This is a genomic window from Chitinophaga cymbidii (genome assembly GCF_007992715.1).
Lineage (GTDB): Bacteria > Bacteroidota > Bacteroidia > Chitinophagales > Chitinophagaceae > Chitinophaga > Chitinophaga cymbidii.
This window is the reverse complement of the sequence record NZ_BKAU01000004.1, coordinates 280,553-299,222: the sequence shown is the minus strand read 5'-3', so window position 1 is coordinate 299,222 and position 18,670 is coordinate 280,553. Positions and strand designations below refer to the sequence as shown.

General features: G+C 50.1%; 15 protein-coding genes and 1 tRNA gene. 9 read left to right on the top strand and 7 right to left on the bottom strand.

The window, feature by feature from the left end; translation table 11 throughout:
* Positions 1 to 53: 53 nt before the first annotated feature.
* The 3 genes from CCY01nite_RS17460 to CCY01nite_RS17450 form a co-directional block, all read right to left on the bottom strand.
* On the bottom strand, positions 54 to 3,251 hold the full coding sequence (locus CCY01nite_RS17460; protein WP_146864514.1) for a SusC/RagA family TonB-linked outer membrane protein: 3,198 nt from the start codon (positions 3,249 to 3,251) through the stop codon (positions 54 to 56).
* Positions 3,252 to 3,300: 49 nt separating this feature from the next.
* Positions 3,301 to 4,521, bottom strand: coding sequence for a glycoside hydrolase family 88/105 protein (locus CCY01nite_RS17455; protein ID WP_146864512.1), 1,221 nt, complete (start codon positions 4,519 to 4,521; stop codon positions 3,301 to 3,303).
* Positions 4,522 to 4,712: 191 nt separating this feature from the next.
* Positions 4,713 to 6,194, bottom strand: a complete 1,482-nt coding sequence (locus CCY01nite_RS17450) for a family 43 glycosylhydrolase (RefSeq protein WP_146864510.1) — start codon at positions 6,192 to 6,194, stop codon at positions 4,713 to 4,715.
* A 413-nt stretch (positions 6,195 to 6,607) separates the two neighbouring features.
* On the opposite strand from CCY01nite_RS17450, the gene CCY01nite_RS17445 reads away from it, so the two are divergent.
* The gene (locus CCY01nite_RS17445) at positions 6,608 to 7,087 is read left to right on the top strand and encodes a GNAT family N-acetyltransferase (protein WP_146864508.1); all 480 of its coding nucleotides are present in this window, start codon (positions 6,608 to 6,610) and stop codon (positions 7,085 to 7,087) included.
* Between the two features lie 497 nt (positions 7,088 to 7,584).
* Here the strand turns inward: CCY01nite_RS17445 and CCY01nite_RS17435 are convergent, their stop codons facing one another.
* Both CCY01nite_RS17435 and CCY01nite_RS17430 read right to left on the bottom strand, forming a co-directional pair.
* The gene (locus CCY01nite_RS17435) at positions 7,585 to 9,246 is read right to left on the bottom strand and encodes an AAA family ATPase (RefSeq protein ID WP_146864504.1); all 1,662 of its coding nucleotides are present in this window, start codon (positions 9,244 to 9,246) and stop codon (positions 7,585 to 7,587) included.
* Positions 9,247 to 9,335: 89 nt separating this feature from the next.
* Positions 9,336 to 9,408, bottom strand: a tRNA-Lys gene (locus CCY01nite_RS17430).
* A gap of 376 nt (positions 9,409 to 9,784) precedes the next feature.
* Here CCY01nite_RS17430 and msrB point away from each other — a divergent pair.
* Entirely contained in the window at positions 9,785 to 10,300 is a 516-nt protein-coding gene (gene msrB, locus CCY01nite_RS17425) for a peptide-methionine (R)-S-oxide reductase MsrB (RefSeq protein WP_146864502.1), read from the top strand.
* Between the two features lie 6 nt (positions 10,301 to 10,306).
* On the opposite strand, the gene CCY01nite_RS17420 is transcribed toward msrB, so the two are convergent.
* On the bottom strand, positions 10,307 to 10,948 hold the full coding sequence (locus tag CCY01nite_RS17420) for a helix-turn-helix transcriptional regulator (RefSeq protein WP_146864500.1): 642 nt from the start codon (positions 10,946 to 10,948) through the stop codon (positions 10,307 to 10,309).
* 242 nt (positions 10,949 to 11,190) lie between these two features.
* Between CCY01nite_RS17420 and sufB the strand changes: the two genes are divergently transcribed.
* The 7 genes from sufB to msrC are packed head-to-tail and all read left to right on the top strand — an operon-like array spanning position 11,191 to position 17,235.
* On the top strand, positions 11,191 to 12,636 hold the full coding sequence (gene sufB / locus CCY01nite_RS17415; RefSeq protein WP_146864498.1) for a Fe-S cluster assembly protein SufB: 1,446 nt from the start codon (positions 11,191 to 11,193) through the stop codon (positions 12,634 to 12,636).
* Positions 12,637 to 12,652: 16 nt separating this feature from the next.
* Positions 12,653 to 13,420 carry a Fe-S cluster assembly ATPase SufC gene (gene sufC, locus CCY01nite_RS17410; protein WP_146864496.1) on the top strand — a complete coding sequence of 256 codons (768 nt, stop codon included), beginning with the start codon at positions 12,653 to 12,655 and terminating at the stop codon, positions 13,418 to 13,420.
* Between the two features lie 4 nt (positions 13,421 to 13,424).
* On the top strand, positions 13,425 to 14,741 hold the full coding sequence (gene sufD, locus CCY01nite_RS17405) for a Fe-S cluster assembly protein SufD (protein ID WP_146864494.1): 1,317 nt from the start codon (positions 13,425 to 13,427) through the stop codon (positions 14,739 to 14,741).
* Positions 14,742 to 14,753: 12 nt separating this feature from the next.
* Entirely contained in the window at positions 14,754 to 15,998 is a 1,245-nt protein-coding gene (locus CCY01nite_RS17400) for an aminotransferase class V-fold PLP-dependent enzyme (protein WP_146864492.1), read from the top strand.
* A gap of 14 nt (positions 15,999 to 16,012) precedes the next feature.
* Positions 16,013 to 16,441, top strand: a complete 429-nt coding sequence (locus CCY01nite_RS17395; protein WP_146864490.1) for a SufE family protein — start codon at positions 16,013 to 16,015, stop codon at positions 16,439 to 16,441.
* 6 nt (positions 16,442 to 16,447) lie between these two features.
* Entirely contained in the window at positions 16,448 to 16,756 is a 309-nt protein-coding gene (locus tag CCY01nite_RS17390; RefSeq protein ID WP_146864489.1) for a DUF59 domain-containing protein, read from the top strand.
* Positions 16,757 to 16,764: 8 nt separating this feature from the next.
* Positions 16,765 to 17,235 (top strand): free L-methionine (R)-S-oxide reductase MsrC, encoded by a 471-nt coding sequence (gene msrC, locus CCY01nite_RS17385; RefSeq protein WP_146864487.1) that lies wholly within the window; start codon positions 16,765 to 16,767, stop codon positions 17,233 to 17,235.
* A gap of 105 nt (positions 17,236 to 17,340) precedes the next feature.
* Here msrC and CCY01nite_RS17380 read toward each other — a convergent pair whose 3' ends face one another.
* On the bottom strand, positions 17,341 to 18,561 hold the full coding sequence (locus tag CCY01nite_RS17380; RefSeq protein ID WP_186831121.1) for a TlpA family protein disulfide reductase: 1,221 nt from the start codon (positions 18,559 to 18,561) through the stop codon (positions 17,341 to 17,343).
* Positions 18,562 to 18,670 lie beyond the last annotated feature (109 nt).

Genomic DNA, 18,670 nt, shown 5'->3' with positions numbered 1-18,670 from the left:
ATTTTTAAGGCCGGATAGCCTGCGCTGCCAAATGGTGATTTTCCTTCTGAATGCTATAGGTTTAGCTCAAGACCGAACGTAAAAGAGCGGGACATGGGGTAGCTCATACCCTTGTTGCGATTCCCCATTTCCGGGTCCCAGTATTTTACATCGTCCCAAACATAGAGGTTGTACCCCATCAGGTACACCCTGGCGCCGCCCAGCCTGAGTTTCCGGGCCAGCTCCTTTGGAAGCGCATAACCTATTTCCACATTTTTCAAACGAAGGAAGCTGCTGTTCCGTAACCACCAGGTATTGGGTTCTTTGTTCACGTTGTAGGAATAGTGGCTGTGGATTCTCGGCATTACAACGTCTTGCCGGGGATCTTCCGCCGTCCAGCGGTCCAGGAAGGCCGTCCGGTAATTCGCTTTCTCTATACCCCAGTTGAAAGGCCAGAAAGTACTGTTACCCTCACCCAGCAAAGTAGCGGAATTTCCGGTCCCCTGGAAGAAGACGCTTATATAGGCTCCTTTATACTCTGCATTTACACCAAAACCATAATTGATCTCGGGGTTTTCGGGGTGGCCTACTCCTCTTTTCCTGTCATTGTTGTCAATGATGTTGTCATTGTTCAGGTCAGCAAATTTGATATCGCCCGGCCCCAGTGTTCCCTGCATGGATACCACCGGCAACCCCGGTTTTAACTGGTAGGAGTAAGTGCCGTTGGCGTTTTGTGTTTTGATAAAATCGTCATCTGTATAGAGCCGCTCGGCAATATAAACGGAACGGTCTCCCACCCGCGTACCGGTAACTTCCATCCAGGGATGGTTTTGCGGCAGCTCATCGTATTCTATAATTTTGTTGCGGGCAAAAGTGAAAGTTCCCCTGGTAGTTATCCTGAACTGGCCGATGTTATGGCTGCTTTTGAAGCTTGCGTCCACACCATGATTATCCACGATGCCATAATTCTCCCAGGGGTTGGCATGGAATCCCGCTACAGCGGAGATGGTATTGCGTTGTATCAGGATGCCTGAACGGCGGTTGTTAAAGTAGTCTGCCGTCAGCTCGATCCTGTTGTTGAAAAATCCCAGGTCAAGCCCCACATTGCGCTTGTCCTCGATTTCCCAGGCAATGGTATTATTGACAAACAGCAGGTCGTTGATGCCCGCGCCCATCCCATTGGTACCGCCTGTGGAACCGATGCCCTGGTTGAATGTATAACCGTCTGTTTTGAAAGTGGCCCGGTAAAGAAAACGGGAGCCGCCGGTATTATCATTACCGGTACGGCCGTAGGACAGCCTGATCTTGGCGCTGTTCAGCACATTCTTCAGTCCTTCGGGATAGAAATGCTCGTTGGAAACGAAATAGCTTACGCCCACGGCGGGGAAAAATCCAAACCGGTTTCCTTTCGCAAATGTTTCGCTACCGGTATAACCGAAATTCCCCTCAATGAAATAGCGGTTATCGAAAGAATAGGTGACACGTCCCACGAGGCCCTGTTTCCTATAGGGAAGCACCGCATCGCTCCGCTGGTTCTCCTTCTGCATGTAGAGCAACATGCCTCCTACATTATGCTGCCCGAAACCACGCGCATAGTTAAGCGATCCTTCCACATATATATTGCGGTAGGAGCTGGTACCTGTAAACTCTGGATCTGTCAGCTGGGGGCTGCCGGAAACAGATGTTATATATACCAGATTACCGTCTGCATCGCGCCCGGTGGCGTGGTACAGGCTGGGCCAGTAGTTACGCAGCGTAGACGCATTCCCCTCATAGTCCAGGCTGACCTTGGCATTGGCGCTCAGACCGGCCGTGATCACCTTCAGATCCTGCGTCAGACCTATGTTGGATTGTATCTGTGTGCTAAACTCCTTCCGGTACCCCTGGTTGTACAGCATATTGTATGGGCTGCGGTTGTTGCCATCACTTTGTATTTCGTAGGTAGCCAGGGTGCCGTCACTGTAAATAGTGGGGAACAGGTGCGGCGGCGTATTGAGCATAAAGCCGAAAACATCATCGGGCGACCGGTTAGCAGTGAGCCTGTTGACATACTGGCCGCCAAGGTCGATATTCAGTTGAGTGGTCTTGCTTACTCTCAGATCTATATTGCTGCGGAGGTTATACCGCTGAAAATCAAAGTCGCTGTCATATTTGCCCAACGGGTTCTTCTTGAACACCCCTTCCTGGTTGAAATAAGCCATCGATACGAAGTATTTGGCGTTTTCCGCTCCGCCCCTGAAATTTAAAGTGTAGCGCTGGTTCTGCACATTTTTCGCCAGCAGCTCATCCATCCAGTTGGTATTTGGATACAGATCGTTATCCTCGCGGCTGCGGTACTTTTCAATCTGCTCCGCGGTCATATAGGGGTCAAACCCATCGTTGAACAACGCTTCATTGGCCAGTTCAAGGTATTCCCACGAATCCACGAACTCGGGCAGTCTTTGAGGACTGGCCATTGAATGTTCGGCACGGAAAGATATCCTGGGCCTGGATACGATCCCCCGCTTGGTGGTTACAAGAATAACGCCGTTTGCGCCTTCAGCACCGTAAACCGCCGTTGCCGCCGCATCCTTCAGCACGGAAAAGGTTTCAATTTCGTCTGGTTCAATATCATTTATCTCACGTGGTATACCGTCTACCAGGATCAAAGGTTTGGAGCCTCCCCTGAAGGTGCTGATGCCCCTGATCCAGAACTCCGCATCGTCCCTGCCCGGCTCCGCGGTACGCTGGATGCTGATAAGACCCGAAAGCTGACCGGCAAGATTACCTGTAAGGTTACCGGAGGGAGACCTCAATTCCTGCGAGCCGACAGTGCTTATGGAGCTAACCATGGCCGCCCGCTTCTGCTTGCCATAACCTACTACAACCACCTCCTCGTTCAACAGCACATCCGGCTGAAGCATGACATTCAAAACGCCACTGCCATTCATTGTAGTGTCTTTTGTCAAAAAGCCCGTATAGCTGAATGAAAGCACATCTGTAGCAAGCGCGTCAATAACATAGAGCCCGTCATTATTCGTAGCAGTACCAATACTTGTGTTCTTGATTCTCACGGAAGCCCCTGGCAGCGGCTCTCCGCTTGAAGACGTTACCCTGCCTGTAATACGCTTTTTGTTTTGTTGTGTCTCCCTGGGCACAACAGGATCATTTTGTGAATAGGCGATACCTGTACCTAGCAGTTGGAAGAGCACGGCAAGCGCTCCAAGACGTGGTATCCTGCACAGTGCTGAAGTACACTGCGCACCTTTTACCTTCTTTAGAAGTCTTCTCATAAATCGTGGATTTGATATTCTCGTTATTTTTTTCGCTGTTCGTTTTTTATCAGTCTGGCTTATCGGGACGAGACAAAGCATAGGCGCACCATAAAAGGGCTGCCTGACCATGCAGATCCCCTGTCCACCGCCTTCTATCCAGATAGTATTGATAATCGTTCTTCGCCCCGGTGCCTTCGCACACATTCCTGATATCATAGTTTGCATCCAGGTATGTGAGCAACGCCAGCCACGCCTTGCGGGCGGCCGTGCCATATTTTTCCTTATCGAGCCAACCGTTCCTGACACCTGTGATCATCGCGTATGTGAACATGGCACTCCCGGATGTTTCTTTCCATGCCGACATATTATCAATCAGCTGCCCCCACATCCCGTCATTCATCTGGTATTTCAGTAAAGTCGCCATCATCGCCCGATAACCCTTCATAATTCTTTCCCGGTAAACATTATAACGGGTCTCTTTGGGCAGGATGCGCAGTACTTCCGCCATTCCGACAGCCATCCAGCCATTGCCACGCGCCCAGAAAAACGGTGCGTCGGGAGCATGAAAGAACAAGCCGTTGCTGCGTTGCAGCCGGTCAAGGTACAGCACCATTTCCCTTGCGGTACGCTCCATGTACTTTTCATCTCCTGTAGCCAGATATGCCTGGGCCTGCAATGCCGTTATCATAAACATGTCATCGATCCACAGGCGCGTCTGCCAGGAATAACCATCTGCGTACCAGTCTTTTTGCGATTGCGTTGCATTGGAAGGTAACGTCCATTGCCCGTCGGCATACTTCATTCCGAGGTCCTGATACCTGCTTTCTTTTTTCCCCTTATATATCTCAAGCGGAACCGCTCCAAAAACATAATAATCCACTTTATTACCCGCGGTGGTATTCAAGTTTGGCTGCAAGTGCTTTTCAGTCGTAAATAAAGGTTCAAACTTGCTGACCAGTGCATTTTGCAGCTCCTCATTTTTGATAGCCTTTGTAAACCAGAATGCTCCCAGCCAGGCACATACATCAGGATAAGTGATATGATCGGCCGTATACTGGGAATTTACGTTCCCCCAATAGGAGGGTTTTGTCTGCAGAAAACGTTCGGTTAGTTTTACGCCTATTTTTTCAGGCTGTGACCCTTCCGGAAAGTTTTCGAGGTCATACGCCGCGGAGTCCTTTTTTATATCCGGCCCGGGGGCTGGCTCGGGACTATCACTTCCTTTGCTGCAACATGTCAACAAAACCGAAGTGAAAAAAACTCCAGCGATGATAACAGATATTTTCATACCGCTTTCTTTATCGTTATTATTAGCCGGTTTATCATAGTATAGGCGTAAGTATGGGCGTAAAATCACGGTCACCGGTCAGACGCAGTCTTCCAATACATTGTGGACGTATTCCTGCACAAAGGAAATATATCCCGATCGCAAATTCTGTTCAACATTTTGTCGAATTGTATCAAATCATGCCCGGCTGTCTACTCGCTGACAAGCGCAAACTTCCGGAAGAGCGCCTCCGCTCCCAGCGGTCCTTTCGAAACCAGTCCTACACGCACAGCCCTGTCCCACGGGGGCAGAAAAGAAATATCAGCCGCCTTGACATTCAATATTTTAAACTGTACGCCATCCGTACTGTACATAAAAGAGGCCTGTGTATTGTTTGCAACCTTTACTTTCAGCACCAGCTGCGAAGGCATCTTGATCTTCTTTTGGGCAATTACCGCTGCTTTGCCCTTCCTCAATTCTACCAGGCGGATATGATTATTGTGAATGGTTGCGTATACCATATTCTTATCGTCCCCTATCAGGGCAATCCCTGCCTGCGATGTGGATTCCTTCATGACCGTAACTTCCGCATTATAATTCCGGGACAAAACGGAGCGGCCAATATACGCGCCACAAGCGGCCGGAAGTGCCTTTAGCCTTAATGTATTTTGTGAGATAGCGTACCGCACATCCTGAAATATGCTCCAATACCAGCTGCCGGCAAGCCTGGCGTCTGGAAAATCGTCAACAAATCCGGGGGACGTTACCGGCCTGACATAATCCTTACCGTTTAAAAAACGGAGCCATCCATCGGGCGTAAATTCAAATTCATTCAATAAGCCCTGCCGTCCGCCATAAGCCCCGCTGCTTGTACTATACGCATGATAAAGGAAATAGAACCTGCCGTCCTTTTCAACAGGTGTTCCGTGGCCGGGACATTTCCAGTCGGCATTACCCGATAACACAGGATTTCCCGGAAACTTTTCCCAGGGTCCAAGCAGGTTTTTTGCCCTGGCAACGCCGGTTCCATAATTGCACGTCTTACCGCAGCAAGCCGCTGCCGCATACAGCGCATAGAAGTAATTGTTATGTTTTATTATAGAAACGCCTTCCACCAGGCCCTTTTCCCAGGAGGCATCCGCACGGAAAAGTTCTTTCTTCTCTCCCACCAATGCAGTCCTGTCCTCCCGCATTTCTGCGGCCCATATAGGCGTAGGTTTACCAGCACTATTGCCATCTTCTTTCCATATCATATATAACTTACCGTTCTCGTCCCGCATGGGAAAAGCGTCTATCGATCCGTATTCCTGGCATATAAGCGGCCCCAGATCTTTATATGGGCCTTCCGGTTTTTCGGCTACCGCAGCCGCTATACATAAGCTTCCATTTTTTTTGTGAGCCGTATAATACATATATACTTTCCCGTTATCATAAGTGATTTCGGGCGCCCACATATAGTAATCGGCCCATGCAGGCTTCTCTGTGAACACGTGTCCGGCAGCTTCCCAGTTTACAAGGTCTTTGGAATGGTACAATGGAAAGATCGGGAACCAGTTGGAAGTTGTGCCTGCAGCCCAGTATTGATCACGGATTTTTACTACTGAAGGATCAGGATGATCGCCCGGCAACACCAGCTGCTGGGCATTCGTTGTAAGAAAAAGAGCGCAGAGCAGCAACGATAAAAACAAACGCATGATATTAATTTTAATGACAGCTGCAGTCCCCCGGCAGCAATCCTTTCCAATTTTTCAAAATAAATAAACCTGTACGAAACGTACTGTTCAATGTTTTGGCGATTCGTCTCAAATACCTGGTACATCGTACGATGGTTGAAATAATTCTATTTCAGGGCGATCGTATTTTGATGTCATTATTTATATTTGAATGTGGTAATGATGAAATTCCACTGGTATATTGTCTTGCTGAATCTGATATGGATTGACGCGGCAACAAAGAACTTTGGATAGGAAGAGAAGATGGCACAGAATTAATGGTCCAGTTTAGCCCGGATTTAGTGGTTCAGTTCACGCTGGATTATACAAAAGATGGGGTGATTTATAAGAATACGTTGAATCCGTAATTTCATTTATAAATGATTGGCGTTATTATGCGAAATATAGCAGTAAAACTCAGACAAACACAAAGATCCGATTTAGAGATCTTGTTCCGGTTTCAGCTCGACAGGGAGGCGAACTACCTGGCAGCATTTACTCCCAAAGACCAACCCAACCTGGAAGCCTATTTTGCAAAATTTTCAAAATTTCTGGATGATCCTACAATAAATATGCAGACAATTCTGGTGGACGAAACCGTTGTAGGCAGCATCGCAAAATTTGAAATGGAAGGTGATGCCGAAATTACATATTGGATAGACAGAAGCTTTTGGGGAAGGGGGATCGCTACAACAGCACTCAGCAACTTTCTAACCATTGTAAGCGCAAGACCTATTTTTGGACGGGTTGCGTTTGACAATTTTGGCTCACAAAAGGTGCTGGAAAAATGTGGTTTTATAAAGATTGGTACGGATAAGGGTTTTGCAAATGCACGGCAAATGGAGATAGAAGAGTTTATTTACAGGTTGGTATAAAAACGGGCAGCCCCAGATCAATAACTTCACATTCTGCAACCTTACGGGAGCCTTCCATAAAATATCCAATAAGCCCGATCGTTATTTTCTGTCTATGTACGCCTCGCCTTTCGGGAATTATAATCCACATTCTGGCTGTGCCACTTTGAGGCACCGGACAATCATCCTCCAATATCACTTCACCGTTGGGGTCTTCGAATTCCGGCCAGATCATGGAATATTCATAGTGGTCACCGCTGCCATAGCTAAAATCCGAGCGATAACCTTGGTGCGGCAGTCGGTCCCTTCCTCCTTCTTCTTTACTGTAGAAGCGATACCTCACTCTGAAATCCGGAGGGTGGCCTAATTTTTTCTCATATGGCGAGAACAATATTACGGGAAATGAAAAGTCGCCAGATACGATTTATACAGTTTGACATTGAAAATTACTGTCATATAACTGGAGAGGCCCTAAAGAGATACTTATAAGCTAACGCCAACTCGTAAACTCGTATTTTTTAATGCTTTAAATTACCCAGGATTCTCTGAATCTGTTTCTTAAACCACCCGGTTTTAGCAAGATCAGACTTGATGATATTTTGCCGCTGTGGTAACTGAGTGCAATATGTTTTCATAGGAAGTACTTTATAGAAATCATCAAAGTTGTCGCTTGCAAGATAACCGGCGATCACTTGAGATTCTGCAAAATTTTCCTGCTTGTTCTTAAACCGGTTTTGAAGTGACTTACCATTGTATTCGGGTTCTCCAAAATAAGGATATTCAGTCCTTTTAAGACTCAGAGAAGGAATAATCCCATCTTTGCACTGATTTTTGGCCGAGATCAGATCACGTACGTATTGTTCTTTGTTGAAATCCTTTTTAAGGTCAAGAAAATACTCTTCCAGGTTATCCGGATGATACAGGTAGTTTTCTATACTATAATACTCCAGTAAATGAAGGCGTGGATAATGATTTCTGATCTCTTTTATGTCACTATCTGAGAGATAATCCCGGTCAACAATTCCCATAAACTCAGAGGTTCGTACTTTATGATATACATTATTCCGGCTATTATCTGAAACGAATATGGTATTATCAATTCCAGCCAGGGCATAGTAATCCCTGTCGTTGTTTTCCACAAAGAAAATATTCATTTCTCCAAAAATGGAAGGGAGAAACTCTTTGCCAACCGCAATTTCATAAACATCTTTACTTTCTTTTGGCTCAGGTACCAGTACCTGGGGAAGATCGAAATTCAGGTCATCAAAATCAACAATAACCGCACGCTCAGATTTATTGGCATATTCAATAAATCCAAGTGAATGGCTGGCGGTCCAAAGCTGGCAATCTGCAGGTATCCAGTTTTCTGCTATTTCCTTTAAAAAACTATATTGAAGGGCTGTATTCAGATGAAGGTCTATTTCGTCGAAATAGTATATCGTATTTTGATAGTATTCCCGTCTGGCAATGAGGTTCAACAAAATATTAAATACTTCCTTCTCGCCGGCGCTTAGATAGTTATAATGAAATACAGAATTCCCCTTTTTGAAGTTAATTTCGGCTACTTTCCCTTCCAATGGGGGGATAATTTCAAGAAGTGAAATCACCGTGTCAGAACTTTTATTGAAGATCCTGAAAAGCGCTTCATTTATGGGATTTATGATCCGTTCTTTAATCTCCGACTTATCATCATTACTACGAAAAAATTCTTTTAACAGTTTCCCGAATAAATGTTCAAGATCGTTCTCAAAGCGTTCGTCTCTGTCTATAAATGAAGCGGCCCTGTCACTGTCTCTTTCAATCTGAACATTTTGACTTCCCAATGCTAATCTTGTCAATCTTGGAATCTGCCGGAAGCTGGTACGGCCATAGAAACTACCATAATTGATGCCTTCTGTGTGATATGAAGTATAGTTTTCGTTCGATATGGAACCATATTCGAAAGTGTCAGCAGTAATTTTGAATGTTTTTACAGCTGGATCTTTGAACACATCAACATTCAAAGCTTTATTAGATTTACCGCTCTGCGTACCAAATACCTGGAATGCATCAAAAACACTACTTTTCCCACTTCCATTACTGCCTATTAATAATACAAGCTTCGCCTGTTCAGGAATATCCTGAATAGTAAGATCAGTAAACCGTTTGAAATTTTCAAGGCGAAGGCTCCGTATATGCATATACCAAAAATACCTATTTTAATTTCCAATTTGCATACCTGGGGTAAGCAGGCATAAAAAAAGAGATCATTTCTGATCTCTTGTAGTTGTGACCCTGTAGGGACTCGAACCCTAGACCCGCTGATTAAGAGTCAGCTGCTCTACCAACTGAGCTACAGAGTCAAAAAAACCCAGGTCGTTTACCCGGGGGCTCAAAGGTAAAAAAAAATATTAAAAATCAATCTCGCCCGATAAACTATCCGAATACCACTCTCCACAACAAACAATCAAGCCCACAAGCATTTCCCCGCCGAAGAGAATATTCCTGCAAACCCTCTCCTATAGCAACTTACAGGAGATAACCCATATATAAGCCATATATAACCCATATGTTTCCCATATACAAGCCGTCCTAATGAGATATGAATTATCTATGGCTTACATATGGCTTATATATTGATTATCAAATAATTACAACATACAGAACCCACTACCATCGCCAAAGAAAACCAAAATAACAAGCGCCTCTTAATTCCGTCATTTTCCCGACCTTTAGGCTATGAAAATGACAACCATATTGTCCGCATTCATCATCACCCTGTTCGCCTGCAAAGGCAACGCCCAACAAAACCAGCACATGAAAGACCATCAAAACAATCCCTACTACTCCCGTACAGACACCACCCACCTCAACGTCAGCGATGCCGAATGGAAAAAGATTCTCCCAAAGGAGCTTTACCACATCGCGCGGGAACAGGGCACGGAACGCGCCTTTTCAGGGGAGTACTGGGACAGTGAAACAAAAGGAACCTACTATTGCGCTGTCTGCGGCAACGTGCTCTTCCGCTCGGATGCCAAGTTCGCCAGCACCTGCGGCTGGCCGAGCTTCTTTGAGGCCATCCGGCCTAACAGCGTTATTTACAAGGAGGATAATTCCTACGGCATGCACCGCATAGAGGTAGAATGTGGCCGGTGCAATTCGCACCTGGGGCATATCTTCGACGATGGGCCGGCGCCTACTTACAAGCGCTTTTGCATGAACTCGGTGTCGCTGGATTTTGAGCCGGAAAAGTAAGGAGAATTAAACGGGCATGATGCGGTACGCGCAATGCTGCGCGCCCTCGATGGCATGGTCCAGCCGCTCTACGGTGGCCCATTCCTTGAACATTTCCCGGAAAGTCTGCAGTTCCACTTTACAGATATCGTGGCAGGCGTTGGCCGCCGCGCAAATGGGGCAATGGTTTTCGATCAGCAGGTAGCCATCCCCGTCTTTCCGCCACTCGGCCAGGTAGCCGTCGGATGAACGGAGGGCGGCAAATTTGGCGACTTTCGCCTCCAGGCCGTCTTCCAATACAAGAATATCATAATATCTTAACAGCACTTTATACTCGCGGGCGCTGATCACGTTTTCCAGCGCTTCATCACCCAGCACGTCGCGGATCGTATCGATCAGCTGTACTGTCAATTCGGCGTGTGAATCCGGGAAACGGCGGTTGCCCCGCCCGGTCAGGCGCCATATCAGCGACGGCCGCCCTACTCCCCGGGAGATCGATTCAAACTGCACCCAGCCTTCCTCCGCCAGCCGCTGCAGCTGCTGGCGCGCGCCTTCCCCCGTGATCCCCAGCTCCTGCGCAATGACGCCGGTAGACAGCGGTCCCTTCGTCTTTAACAACAATAAAAGACGGTCGGAAGAAGATGTGATATGTGTCTTGTAATTTTCCAAGTTTTCACTTGCTTTATTGGCAAATATCGTAACTTTGTGCGGAATTTTAAACGCTTTATTTATTACCAGGGCGGGAAATTCCCGGAGACCATTGACAAATTACCGCTCCCGACGTACTATCTTTGTACCACCAACCCTTTGCAATTACGGCAATAAGCTGAGATAGACGATCCGGAAAAGGTCATCGGACGAAGCGTTGAAAGTTGACAAATTGACAAACTGATAGAGAAGAAACATATATCATGAGCGCAGAACAAGACATATTACAGGAATTGGCGGGCCGCGAATATGAATTTGGCTTTGAGACGCAGATCGAAATGGATATTGCGCCCCCGGGCCTGAATGAGGAAACCATCCGGTTCATATCCATGAAGAAAAACGAGCCCGAATGGCTGCTGGAATGGCGCCTGAAAGGCTACCAGCTCTTCAAAAAGCTCTCCATGCCCACCTGGCAGAACTTTGAGCTTCCGGAAGTGGACTTCCAGGGAGTTTCTTACTACGCCGCTCCTAAAAACAAGGTGAAATATGAAAGCCTGGACGAGGTAGACCCGGAGCTGCTCCGCACCTTCGAAAAACTGGGCATCCCCCTCGAAGAACAGAAAATGCTCTCCGGCGTGGCCGTGGATGCGGTGTTCGACAGCATCTCCGTGGCTACCACCTTCAAAAAACAGCTCAATGAGCTGGGCATCATCTTCTGCTCATTCGGGGAAGCCGTACAGGACCACCCCGAGCTGGTAAAAAAATACCTCGGCACCGTGGTCCCCCAATCGGACAATATCTACGCCGCCCTCAACTGCGCCGTATTCTCCGATGGCTCGTTCGTATATATTCCAAAAGGCGTACGCTGCCCGATGGAACTCTCTACCTACTTCCGTATCAACGCCAAAAATACCGGCCAGTTCGAACGCACCCTCATCATCGCGGACGAAGGCAGCTACGTGAGCTACCTGGAAGGCTGCACCGCCCCCATGCGGGACGAAAACCAGCTCCACGCCGCCGTGGTGGAACTCATTGCGCTCGACAATGCCGAGATCAAATACTCTACCGTGCAGAACTGGTACCCCGGTGACAAGGACGGTAAAGGCGGCATCTACAACTTCGTGACCAAACGCGGCATCTGCAAAGGCCACCACTCCAAAATATCCTGGACGCAGGTGGAAACCGGCTCCGCCATCACCTGGAAATATCCCGGCGTGATCCTGCAGGGCGACAACTCCATCGGTGAGTTCTATTCCGTGGCCGTGACCTCCAAAAAACAGGTGGCGGACACCGGTACCAAGATGGTCCACATCGGTAAAAACACCAAAAGCCGGATCATCTCCAAAGGTATCTCCGCCGTGCACGGCCAGAACACCTACCGCGGGCTCGTGAAGATCGGCCCGAACGCCTCCAACGCCCGTAACTTCACGCAGTGCGACTCACTGCTGATAGGCGACCGTTGCGGCGCGCACACGTTCCCTTACATCGAATCAAAGAACAATACGGCCATGGTAGAGCACGAGGCCACCACCTCCAAGATCGGGGAAGACCAGGTGTTCTATCTGAACCAGCGTGGCATTGACAGCGAACAGGCGGTGAACATGATCGTGAACGGATACGCAAAAGAAGTTTTAAACCAGCTTCCCATGGAATTTGCCGTGGAAGCGCAAAAATTATTATCCATTACCCTGGAAGGTAGTGTAGGATAACATAAAAGTCAAAGAAATGCTCAATATCAAGAACCTGCATGCTGCAGTAGAAGGCAATGCTATACTGAAAGGCATTAATCTGAATGTGAAAGCGGGCGAAGTACACGCCATCATGGGGCCCAACGGCTCCGGCAAAAGTTCCCTGGCCTCCGTGCTGGCCGGCAGGGAAGCTTATGAAGTAACAGAAGGCTCCGTGGAATTCGAAGGTAAAGACCTGCTCGACATGAGCCCCGAAGTGCGCGCCCGCGAAGGTGTGTTCCTCGCCTTCCAGTACCCGGTAGAAATACCCGGCGTTTCCAACATCAACTTCCTCAAAACAGCTGTGAACGAGATCCGCGCCCATCACGGCCAGCCGCCCATGCAGGCAAAAGCCTTCCTGGACATGCTGAAGCAAAAGCAGAAGCTGATGGAATTCGACGCCAACCTGATGAACCGCTCCCTCAACGAAGGTTTCTCCGGTGGTGAAAAGAAACGTAACGACATCTTCCAGATGGCCATGCTCGAACCGAAACTGGCGATCATGGACGAAACGGATTCAGGGCTGGACATCGACGCCCTCCGCGTAGTGTCCGCCGGTGTGAACAAGCTGCGCAGCAAAGACAACGCATTTGTGATCATCACCCACTATCAGCGCCTCCTGGAATACATCGTTCCGGATTATGTGCACGTTCTGTACAACGGCCGCATCGTGAAATCAGGCACCAAGGAACTGGCCCTGGAACTCGAAGAAAAAGGCTACGACTGGCTGAAAGCTGACATCCGTTTAGAAGAACCTGTACAATAGAAACATGACCACCATCGCCACAAATATATCATTATACGACAGCCTGCCGGAACTGTTCGCTGAACAGATCGGCGGCGCGTCTTATCCCGAAGCCCGCAAAGCCGCCTTCGAGCGGTTTCAGCAACTGGGCTTCCCCACCGTAAAAACAGAGGACTGGAAATACACCAACGTAATTCCTTACCTGAAGAACGGCATCGGCATCCAACTGCCCGCCGCTCCTTCGCTTTCCGCGGCCCAACTGGAAGCCACCGGCCTCCTGCTGCCGGACGTTTACCGCCTGGTGCTCGTGAACGGCGAACTGCAGCCGCAGCTCTCCGAACTGCCGCCGGCCTCTAAAGTGACGATCCGCAAAATGAGCGAAGCCGCGGAGGAAGCCGCCTTCCAACAATACTTCGCCAAAAGCAAAAAGCTCGATGAACACCACTTTGCACAGCTCAACACCGCGCTGTTCACAGACGGCCTCTTCATTGAAGCCAAAGCCAAGACGCAGGTGGAACAACCCATTCATATCATCCACCTGTACCACAGCACCGGCAACCTGCTCGTGCAGCCCCGCCATCTGTGGGTAGCACAGCCCGGCGCCGAAATGCAGATCATCGAATCCGTAGCCGGACTTGAACAATCCGGCACCGTGCTGGTGAACAGCGTGGTGGAAGCAGTAGTGACCGAACGCGCGCAGCTGAGCCATTATCAGCTGCAGACCTCCGGCCAGCACTCCCGCTTCATCAACCAGACGCTGGTGCAGCAACACGGCAAGAGCCTGTACAACAATTATACTTTTACCCTCACGGAAGCGGACCTCGTCCGTAATAACCTGAATGTTTCGCTGGACGATGAACGCACCGAAACACACCTGTACGGTTTCTACCTCGCCATGGGCAACCAGCTGGTAGACAACCACACCTCCGTAGACCACCGCATGCCCAACTGCGAAAGCAACGAGCTGTACCGCGGCGTGATGCTGGACAAAGGTACCGGCGTGTTCAACGGCAAGATCTTCGTGCATGAAGACGCGCAGAAGACCAACGCCTTCCAGCAGAATAACAATATGGTGTTAAGTCCGGATGCCAACATCTACACCAAGCCGCAGCTGGAGATCTTCGCGGACGACGTGAAGTGCAGCCACGGTACCACCATCGGCCAGGTGAGCGAAGACGCGCTCTTCTACCTCAAGGCCCGCGGCATCGGCGACGTTACGGCGCGCAGCATGCTGGTGAAGGCATTCGCTTTCGACATTACGGCACAGGTGAAAATTCCCGCCGTCCGCAAACGGGTGGAGCAGCTTGCTTCGCAATACCTGACCGCGGCAGCGAACAACTAAACCGGAACAACCATGGAAACTACCACAGCACCGCATATCGTATGGCCTGAACTGGAGCTGATCCGGAACGATTTCCCGATCCTCAAGCAGACCGTGAACGGCAAACCGCTGGTGTACCTGGACAATGGGGCCACTACCCAGAAGCCCGTGCAGGTGCTCCGCGCCATGCAGGATTATTACACCGGCTACAACAGCAACGTGCACCGCGGCGTGCATACCCTGAGCCAGCAGGCCACCTCGGCTTACGAAGCGGCCCGCCACCAGGTAGCCCACTACATCGGCGCGCACAACCACGAAGTGGTATTCACCAAAGGCACTACAGATGCTATCAACCTCGTAGCCGCCGGTTTCCGCAAAGAATTCCTGCATGAAGGCGACGAGATCATCATCTCCGCCATGGAACATCACTCCAACATCGTTCCCTGGCAGCTGGCCTGCGAAGAAAAGAAAGCGCACCTGAAAGTAGTGCCGGTAAATGATAACGGCGAGCTGGACATGGAAGCCTTCGCATCCATGCTCAATCCCCGCGTGAAGCTGGTGAGCATCGCCTGGATATCCAACACCCTCGGCACCATCAACCCGGTAAAAGATATCATCACCCTCGCCCATGAGCAGGGCATCCCCGTATTGCTGGACGCCGCACAGGCCGCAGGCCACCTGCCGCTGAAAGTGCATGAGCTGGACGTGGACTTCCTGGCCCTCTCCGGCCACAAGGTGTACGGCCCCACCGGCATCGGCATCCTCTACGGCAAGGAAGAATGGCTGAACAAGCTGCCTCCCTACCAGGGCGGCGGCGATATGATCAAACACGTAACCTTCGAGAAAACAACATACGCCGAGCCCCCGCTGAAGTTCGAAGCCGGCACCCCCGCCATCGCGGAAGCGATCGGACTGGGCGCCGCGCTCGCATACATCACGCAGACAGGCATTCACAAGATCATGGCATATGAGCATCAGCTCACCGCATACGCACTGGAACAACTGCGCACGATCGATGGCCTCCGCCTCGTCGGCGACGCCAAAGAACGTTCCGGCGCCATCTCTTTCCTGATCGGTGACACGCATCCCTCCGATGTGGGCGTGCTGCTGGACCAGCAGGGGATTGCCGTACGCACCGGCCACCACTGCACACAGCCGCTGATGGACCGTTTCGAATGCCCCGGCACCGTGCGGGCTTCGCTCGCCTTTTACAACACCACAGCGGAAATAGACCGCCTCGTGGAAGGCGTGCGGAAAGCCGTAACTTTGCTGGGATAAAACTGTATGATATTATGACTATCAAAGAGCAACAGGACAGGATCATTGAGGATTTCGAGGTATTTGGGGACTGGATGGAGAAATACGAATACATCATCCAGCTGGGTAAAGACCTGCCGCTCATTGACCCGCAATATAAAACAGACGAAAACCTGATCCGCGGCTGCCAGAGCAAAGTTTGGCTGCATGCGGAACTGAAGGATGGCAAGCTGCACTTCACCGCTGACAGCGACGCCGTGATCACCAAAGGGCTTGTGGGCCTCGTGATCCAGGTGCTCAGCGACCAGGCGCCCAAAGATATTGCCGAAGCCGATATTTACTTCATAGACGCCATCGGCCTTACCAGCCATCTCTCCCCCACCCGTTCCAACGGTTTGCTCTCCATGCTGAAACAGATCAAGCTGTACGCTATCGGGTATCAAATGAAATCAATGCAAAACTGACGAACAATGGAAACAACACTCAGAGACCAGGTAGAAGCAGCGCTGCACACCGTGTACGACCCGGAAATCCCCGTCAACATCTTTGATCTCGGACTGGTATACAATATCGAGATCGGTGACGACGGACAGGTGCTGGTGGTGATGACCCTCACCGCGCCCGGATGCCCCGTGGCCGGCACCATCATGCAGGAAGTGAACGACAAGATACTCGCCATAGAAGGCGTCACCGGCGCGGACGTGCGCCTCACCTTTGATCCGCCATGGACAAAGGAAATGATGACCGAAGAAGCAAGGCTCGAATTAGGATTCATGTAATACCCGCTATGGCAGAAGACCTCCACATCGCGCAGGGCGACAAAACCGCGCAATATACTTCCCTCCTCCCGCAGATCAAGGCGCTCATCACCGGCGAACCGGACGAAACCGCCAACCTCGCCAATATCACAGCGGCGCTGAAAGAGCAGTTTAACTGGCTCTGGGTAGGATTTTATCTCGTAAAACAGGATGAGCTGGTGCTCGGCCCCTTCCAGGGACCGATAGCGTGTACCCGTATCCGTAAGGGCAAAGGCGTTTGCGGCACCGCATGGGCCAACGCCGCTGCCCTCATTGTGCCGGACGTGGAAGCATTTCCCGGCCACATCGCCTGCAGCAGCCTCTCCCGCTCGGAGATCGTAGTGCCGCTGAAACGCAATGGTGAAGTAGTTGGCGTGCTGGACGTGGACAGCACGGAGCTGAACAAGTTTGACGAAACCGATCAGCGCTTCCTCGAAGAGATCGTTTCCTGGCTCGCGTAAAAAGACTTCGCATACCATAAGCTTCTCCCAAATGCAAAGGCTGCATTGATAGCAATTGCGAATGCACTGCTTTCAACACAGCCTTTTATCTAACGGTTGATCTTTTTAAAATGACGCCATCGGCACAGCCGCGCTTTTCGCTTTCGGCGCAACCGTTCTTTCCTCCAGTATCTTCTTAATACCCGCTTCCGCTTCCGGACTGAACCCGGTGTATTTACCCATGATCTTGCCTGCCGGATCGATCATGTACAGCGTGGGAATACCGCCGAACTGGAATTCTTCCATCGTTTTGTCCTTGTTATCGCTCAGCAATTGCTCCCAGGGCATTTTTTCTTCTTCCATCGCCTTTCTCCACGCTTTTTCATTCGTATCGATGGACACGCTCACCACATCGAAGCCCTTGCTTTTATACGTATCGTACAATGCCTTCACTTTCGGGATGGCCTGGCGGCAGGGACCGCACCAGCTGGCCCAGAAATCGATCAGCACATATTTTCCTTTGTATTTTTCCAGTCCCTGTACTTTACCCATCGCATCCGGGTAAGCGATAGACGGCACCGGCTGGCCCGGTTGCAGCTTCATTTGCTGTGCCTTGTTCTTCAGGATGGTGGCCTTCATATCCTTTGCTTCCGTCAGCCAGGGATACAGCGCGATCAGCTTGTCCAGCTTCGCCAGCCCTTCCGCGTCGCTCCTTCCCCGCAGGGCGTAGATCGTCACCGGGCGGTCTTCGTACATCTTCATCACCAGGTCCGTCCGCTGCTTGCGGTCATCCGATCCGGTATTGTAGCGCTTGCGGGTCTGCAGGTAGTGTATCCACGTGGAATCACCGGATTTCTCCTTGTGCTGCTTCGCAAAATATTCCTCGTTGTAATCTTCCACCATGCGCAGATAGCCGTTAGTGCTGATCAGCTCCATCTGGTTGATGAAATCATTGTCCCGCGAGCCTTTCACATAATAGAAATGCGGGATCTTCATTTTCATCTTCGCGGTATCATACCCGCGGGAAGATACGGTCACGTCCGCATCGCTCCAGAAGCTGATACGGTCCCAGTGCAGCACGTTCAGCTGGTAGATGCCGGGATGGTCCTGCTTGATGGTAAAGGAATAGGTCAGATCGGGACCCAGTTCCGTGGAATCCACCGGTATTGCTTTGCCCGTGCCATTGTCGCGGGACAGCCAGATCTTCGCCGGCCGGTCAGCCGGCACGTTGAACTGTACTTTTCCCTTTACCTTGATCTGCTTCGGCATGGGCTGTTGCTGCGCCAGCAGGCTTGCCGGCGCCAGGATGCCCGTCCACAGCGCGGCTCGTAAAATTTTTGTTCTCATTGTGTATGACATGATCTGTTGGTTGGTCTTCCGCAAAATAATCAGCCTTTGCGTCATTTCCCCGGAAACTGTACATAAAGGGCGATGACAGGTACGTTCCGGCATCTGG

What these genes read in the sequence shown, in the direction of transcription:
- sufD (WP_146864494.1), top strand. Translation starts at nt 13,425, where the DNA reads ATGACCACCATCGCCACAAATATATCATTATACGACAGCCTGCCGGAA.
- sufC (WP_146864496.1), top strand. Translation starts at nt 12,653, where the DNA reads ATGCTCAATATCAAGAACCTGCATGCTGCAGTAGAAGGCAATGCTATA.
- CCY01nite_RS17380 (WP_186831121.1), bottom strand. Translation starts at nt 18,561, where the DNA reads ATGAGAACAAAAATTTTACGAGCCGCGCTGTGGACGGGCATCCTGGCG.
- msrC (WP_146864487.1), top strand. Translation starts at nt 16,765, where the DNA reads ATGGCAGAAGACCTCCACATCGCGCAGGGCGACAAAACCGCGCAATAT.
- CCY01nite_RS17435 (WP_146864504.1), bottom strand. Translation starts at nt 9,246, where the DNA reads ATGCATATACGGAGCCTTCGCCTTGAAAATTTCAAACGGTTTACTGAT.
- CCY01nite_RS17400 (WP_146864492.1), top strand. Translation starts at nt 14,754, where the DNA reads ATGGAAACTACCACAGCACCGCATATCGTATGGCCTGAACTGGAGCTG.
- msrB (WP_146864502.1), top strand. Translation starts at nt 9,785, where the DNA reads ATGAAAATGACAACCATATTGTCCGCATTCATCATCACCCTGTTCGCC.
- CCY01nite_RS17460 (WP_146864514.1), bottom strand. Translation starts at nt 3,251, where the DNA reads ATGAGAAGACTTCTAAAGAAGGTAAAAGGTGCGCAGTGTACTTCAGCA.
- CCY01nite_RS17455 (WP_146864512.1), bottom strand. Translation starts at nt 4,521, where the DNA reads ATGAAAATATCTGTTATCATCGCTGGAGTTTTTTTCACTTCGGTTTTG.
- CCY01nite_RS17390 (WP_146864489.1), top strand. Translation starts at nt 16,448, where the DNA reads ATGGAAACAACACTCAGAGACCAGGTAGAAGCAGCGCTGCACACCGTG.
- CCY01nite_RS17445 (WP_146864508.1), top strand. Translation starts at nt 6,608, where the DNA reads ATGCGAAATATAGCAGTAAAACTCAGACAAACACAAAGATCCGATTTA.
- sufB (WP_146864498.1), top strand. Translation starts at nt 11,191, where the DNA reads ATGAGCGCAGAACAAGACATATTACAGGAATTGGCGGGCCGCGAATAT.
- CCY01nite_RS17395 (WP_146864490.1), top strand. Translation starts at nt 16,013, where the DNA reads ATGACTATCAAAGAGCAACAGGACAGGATCATTGAGGATTTCGAGGTA.
- CCY01nite_RS17450 (WP_146864510.1), bottom strand. Translation starts at nt 6,194, where the DNA reads ATGCGTTTGTTTTTATCGTTGCTGCTCTGCGCTCTTTTTCTTACAACG.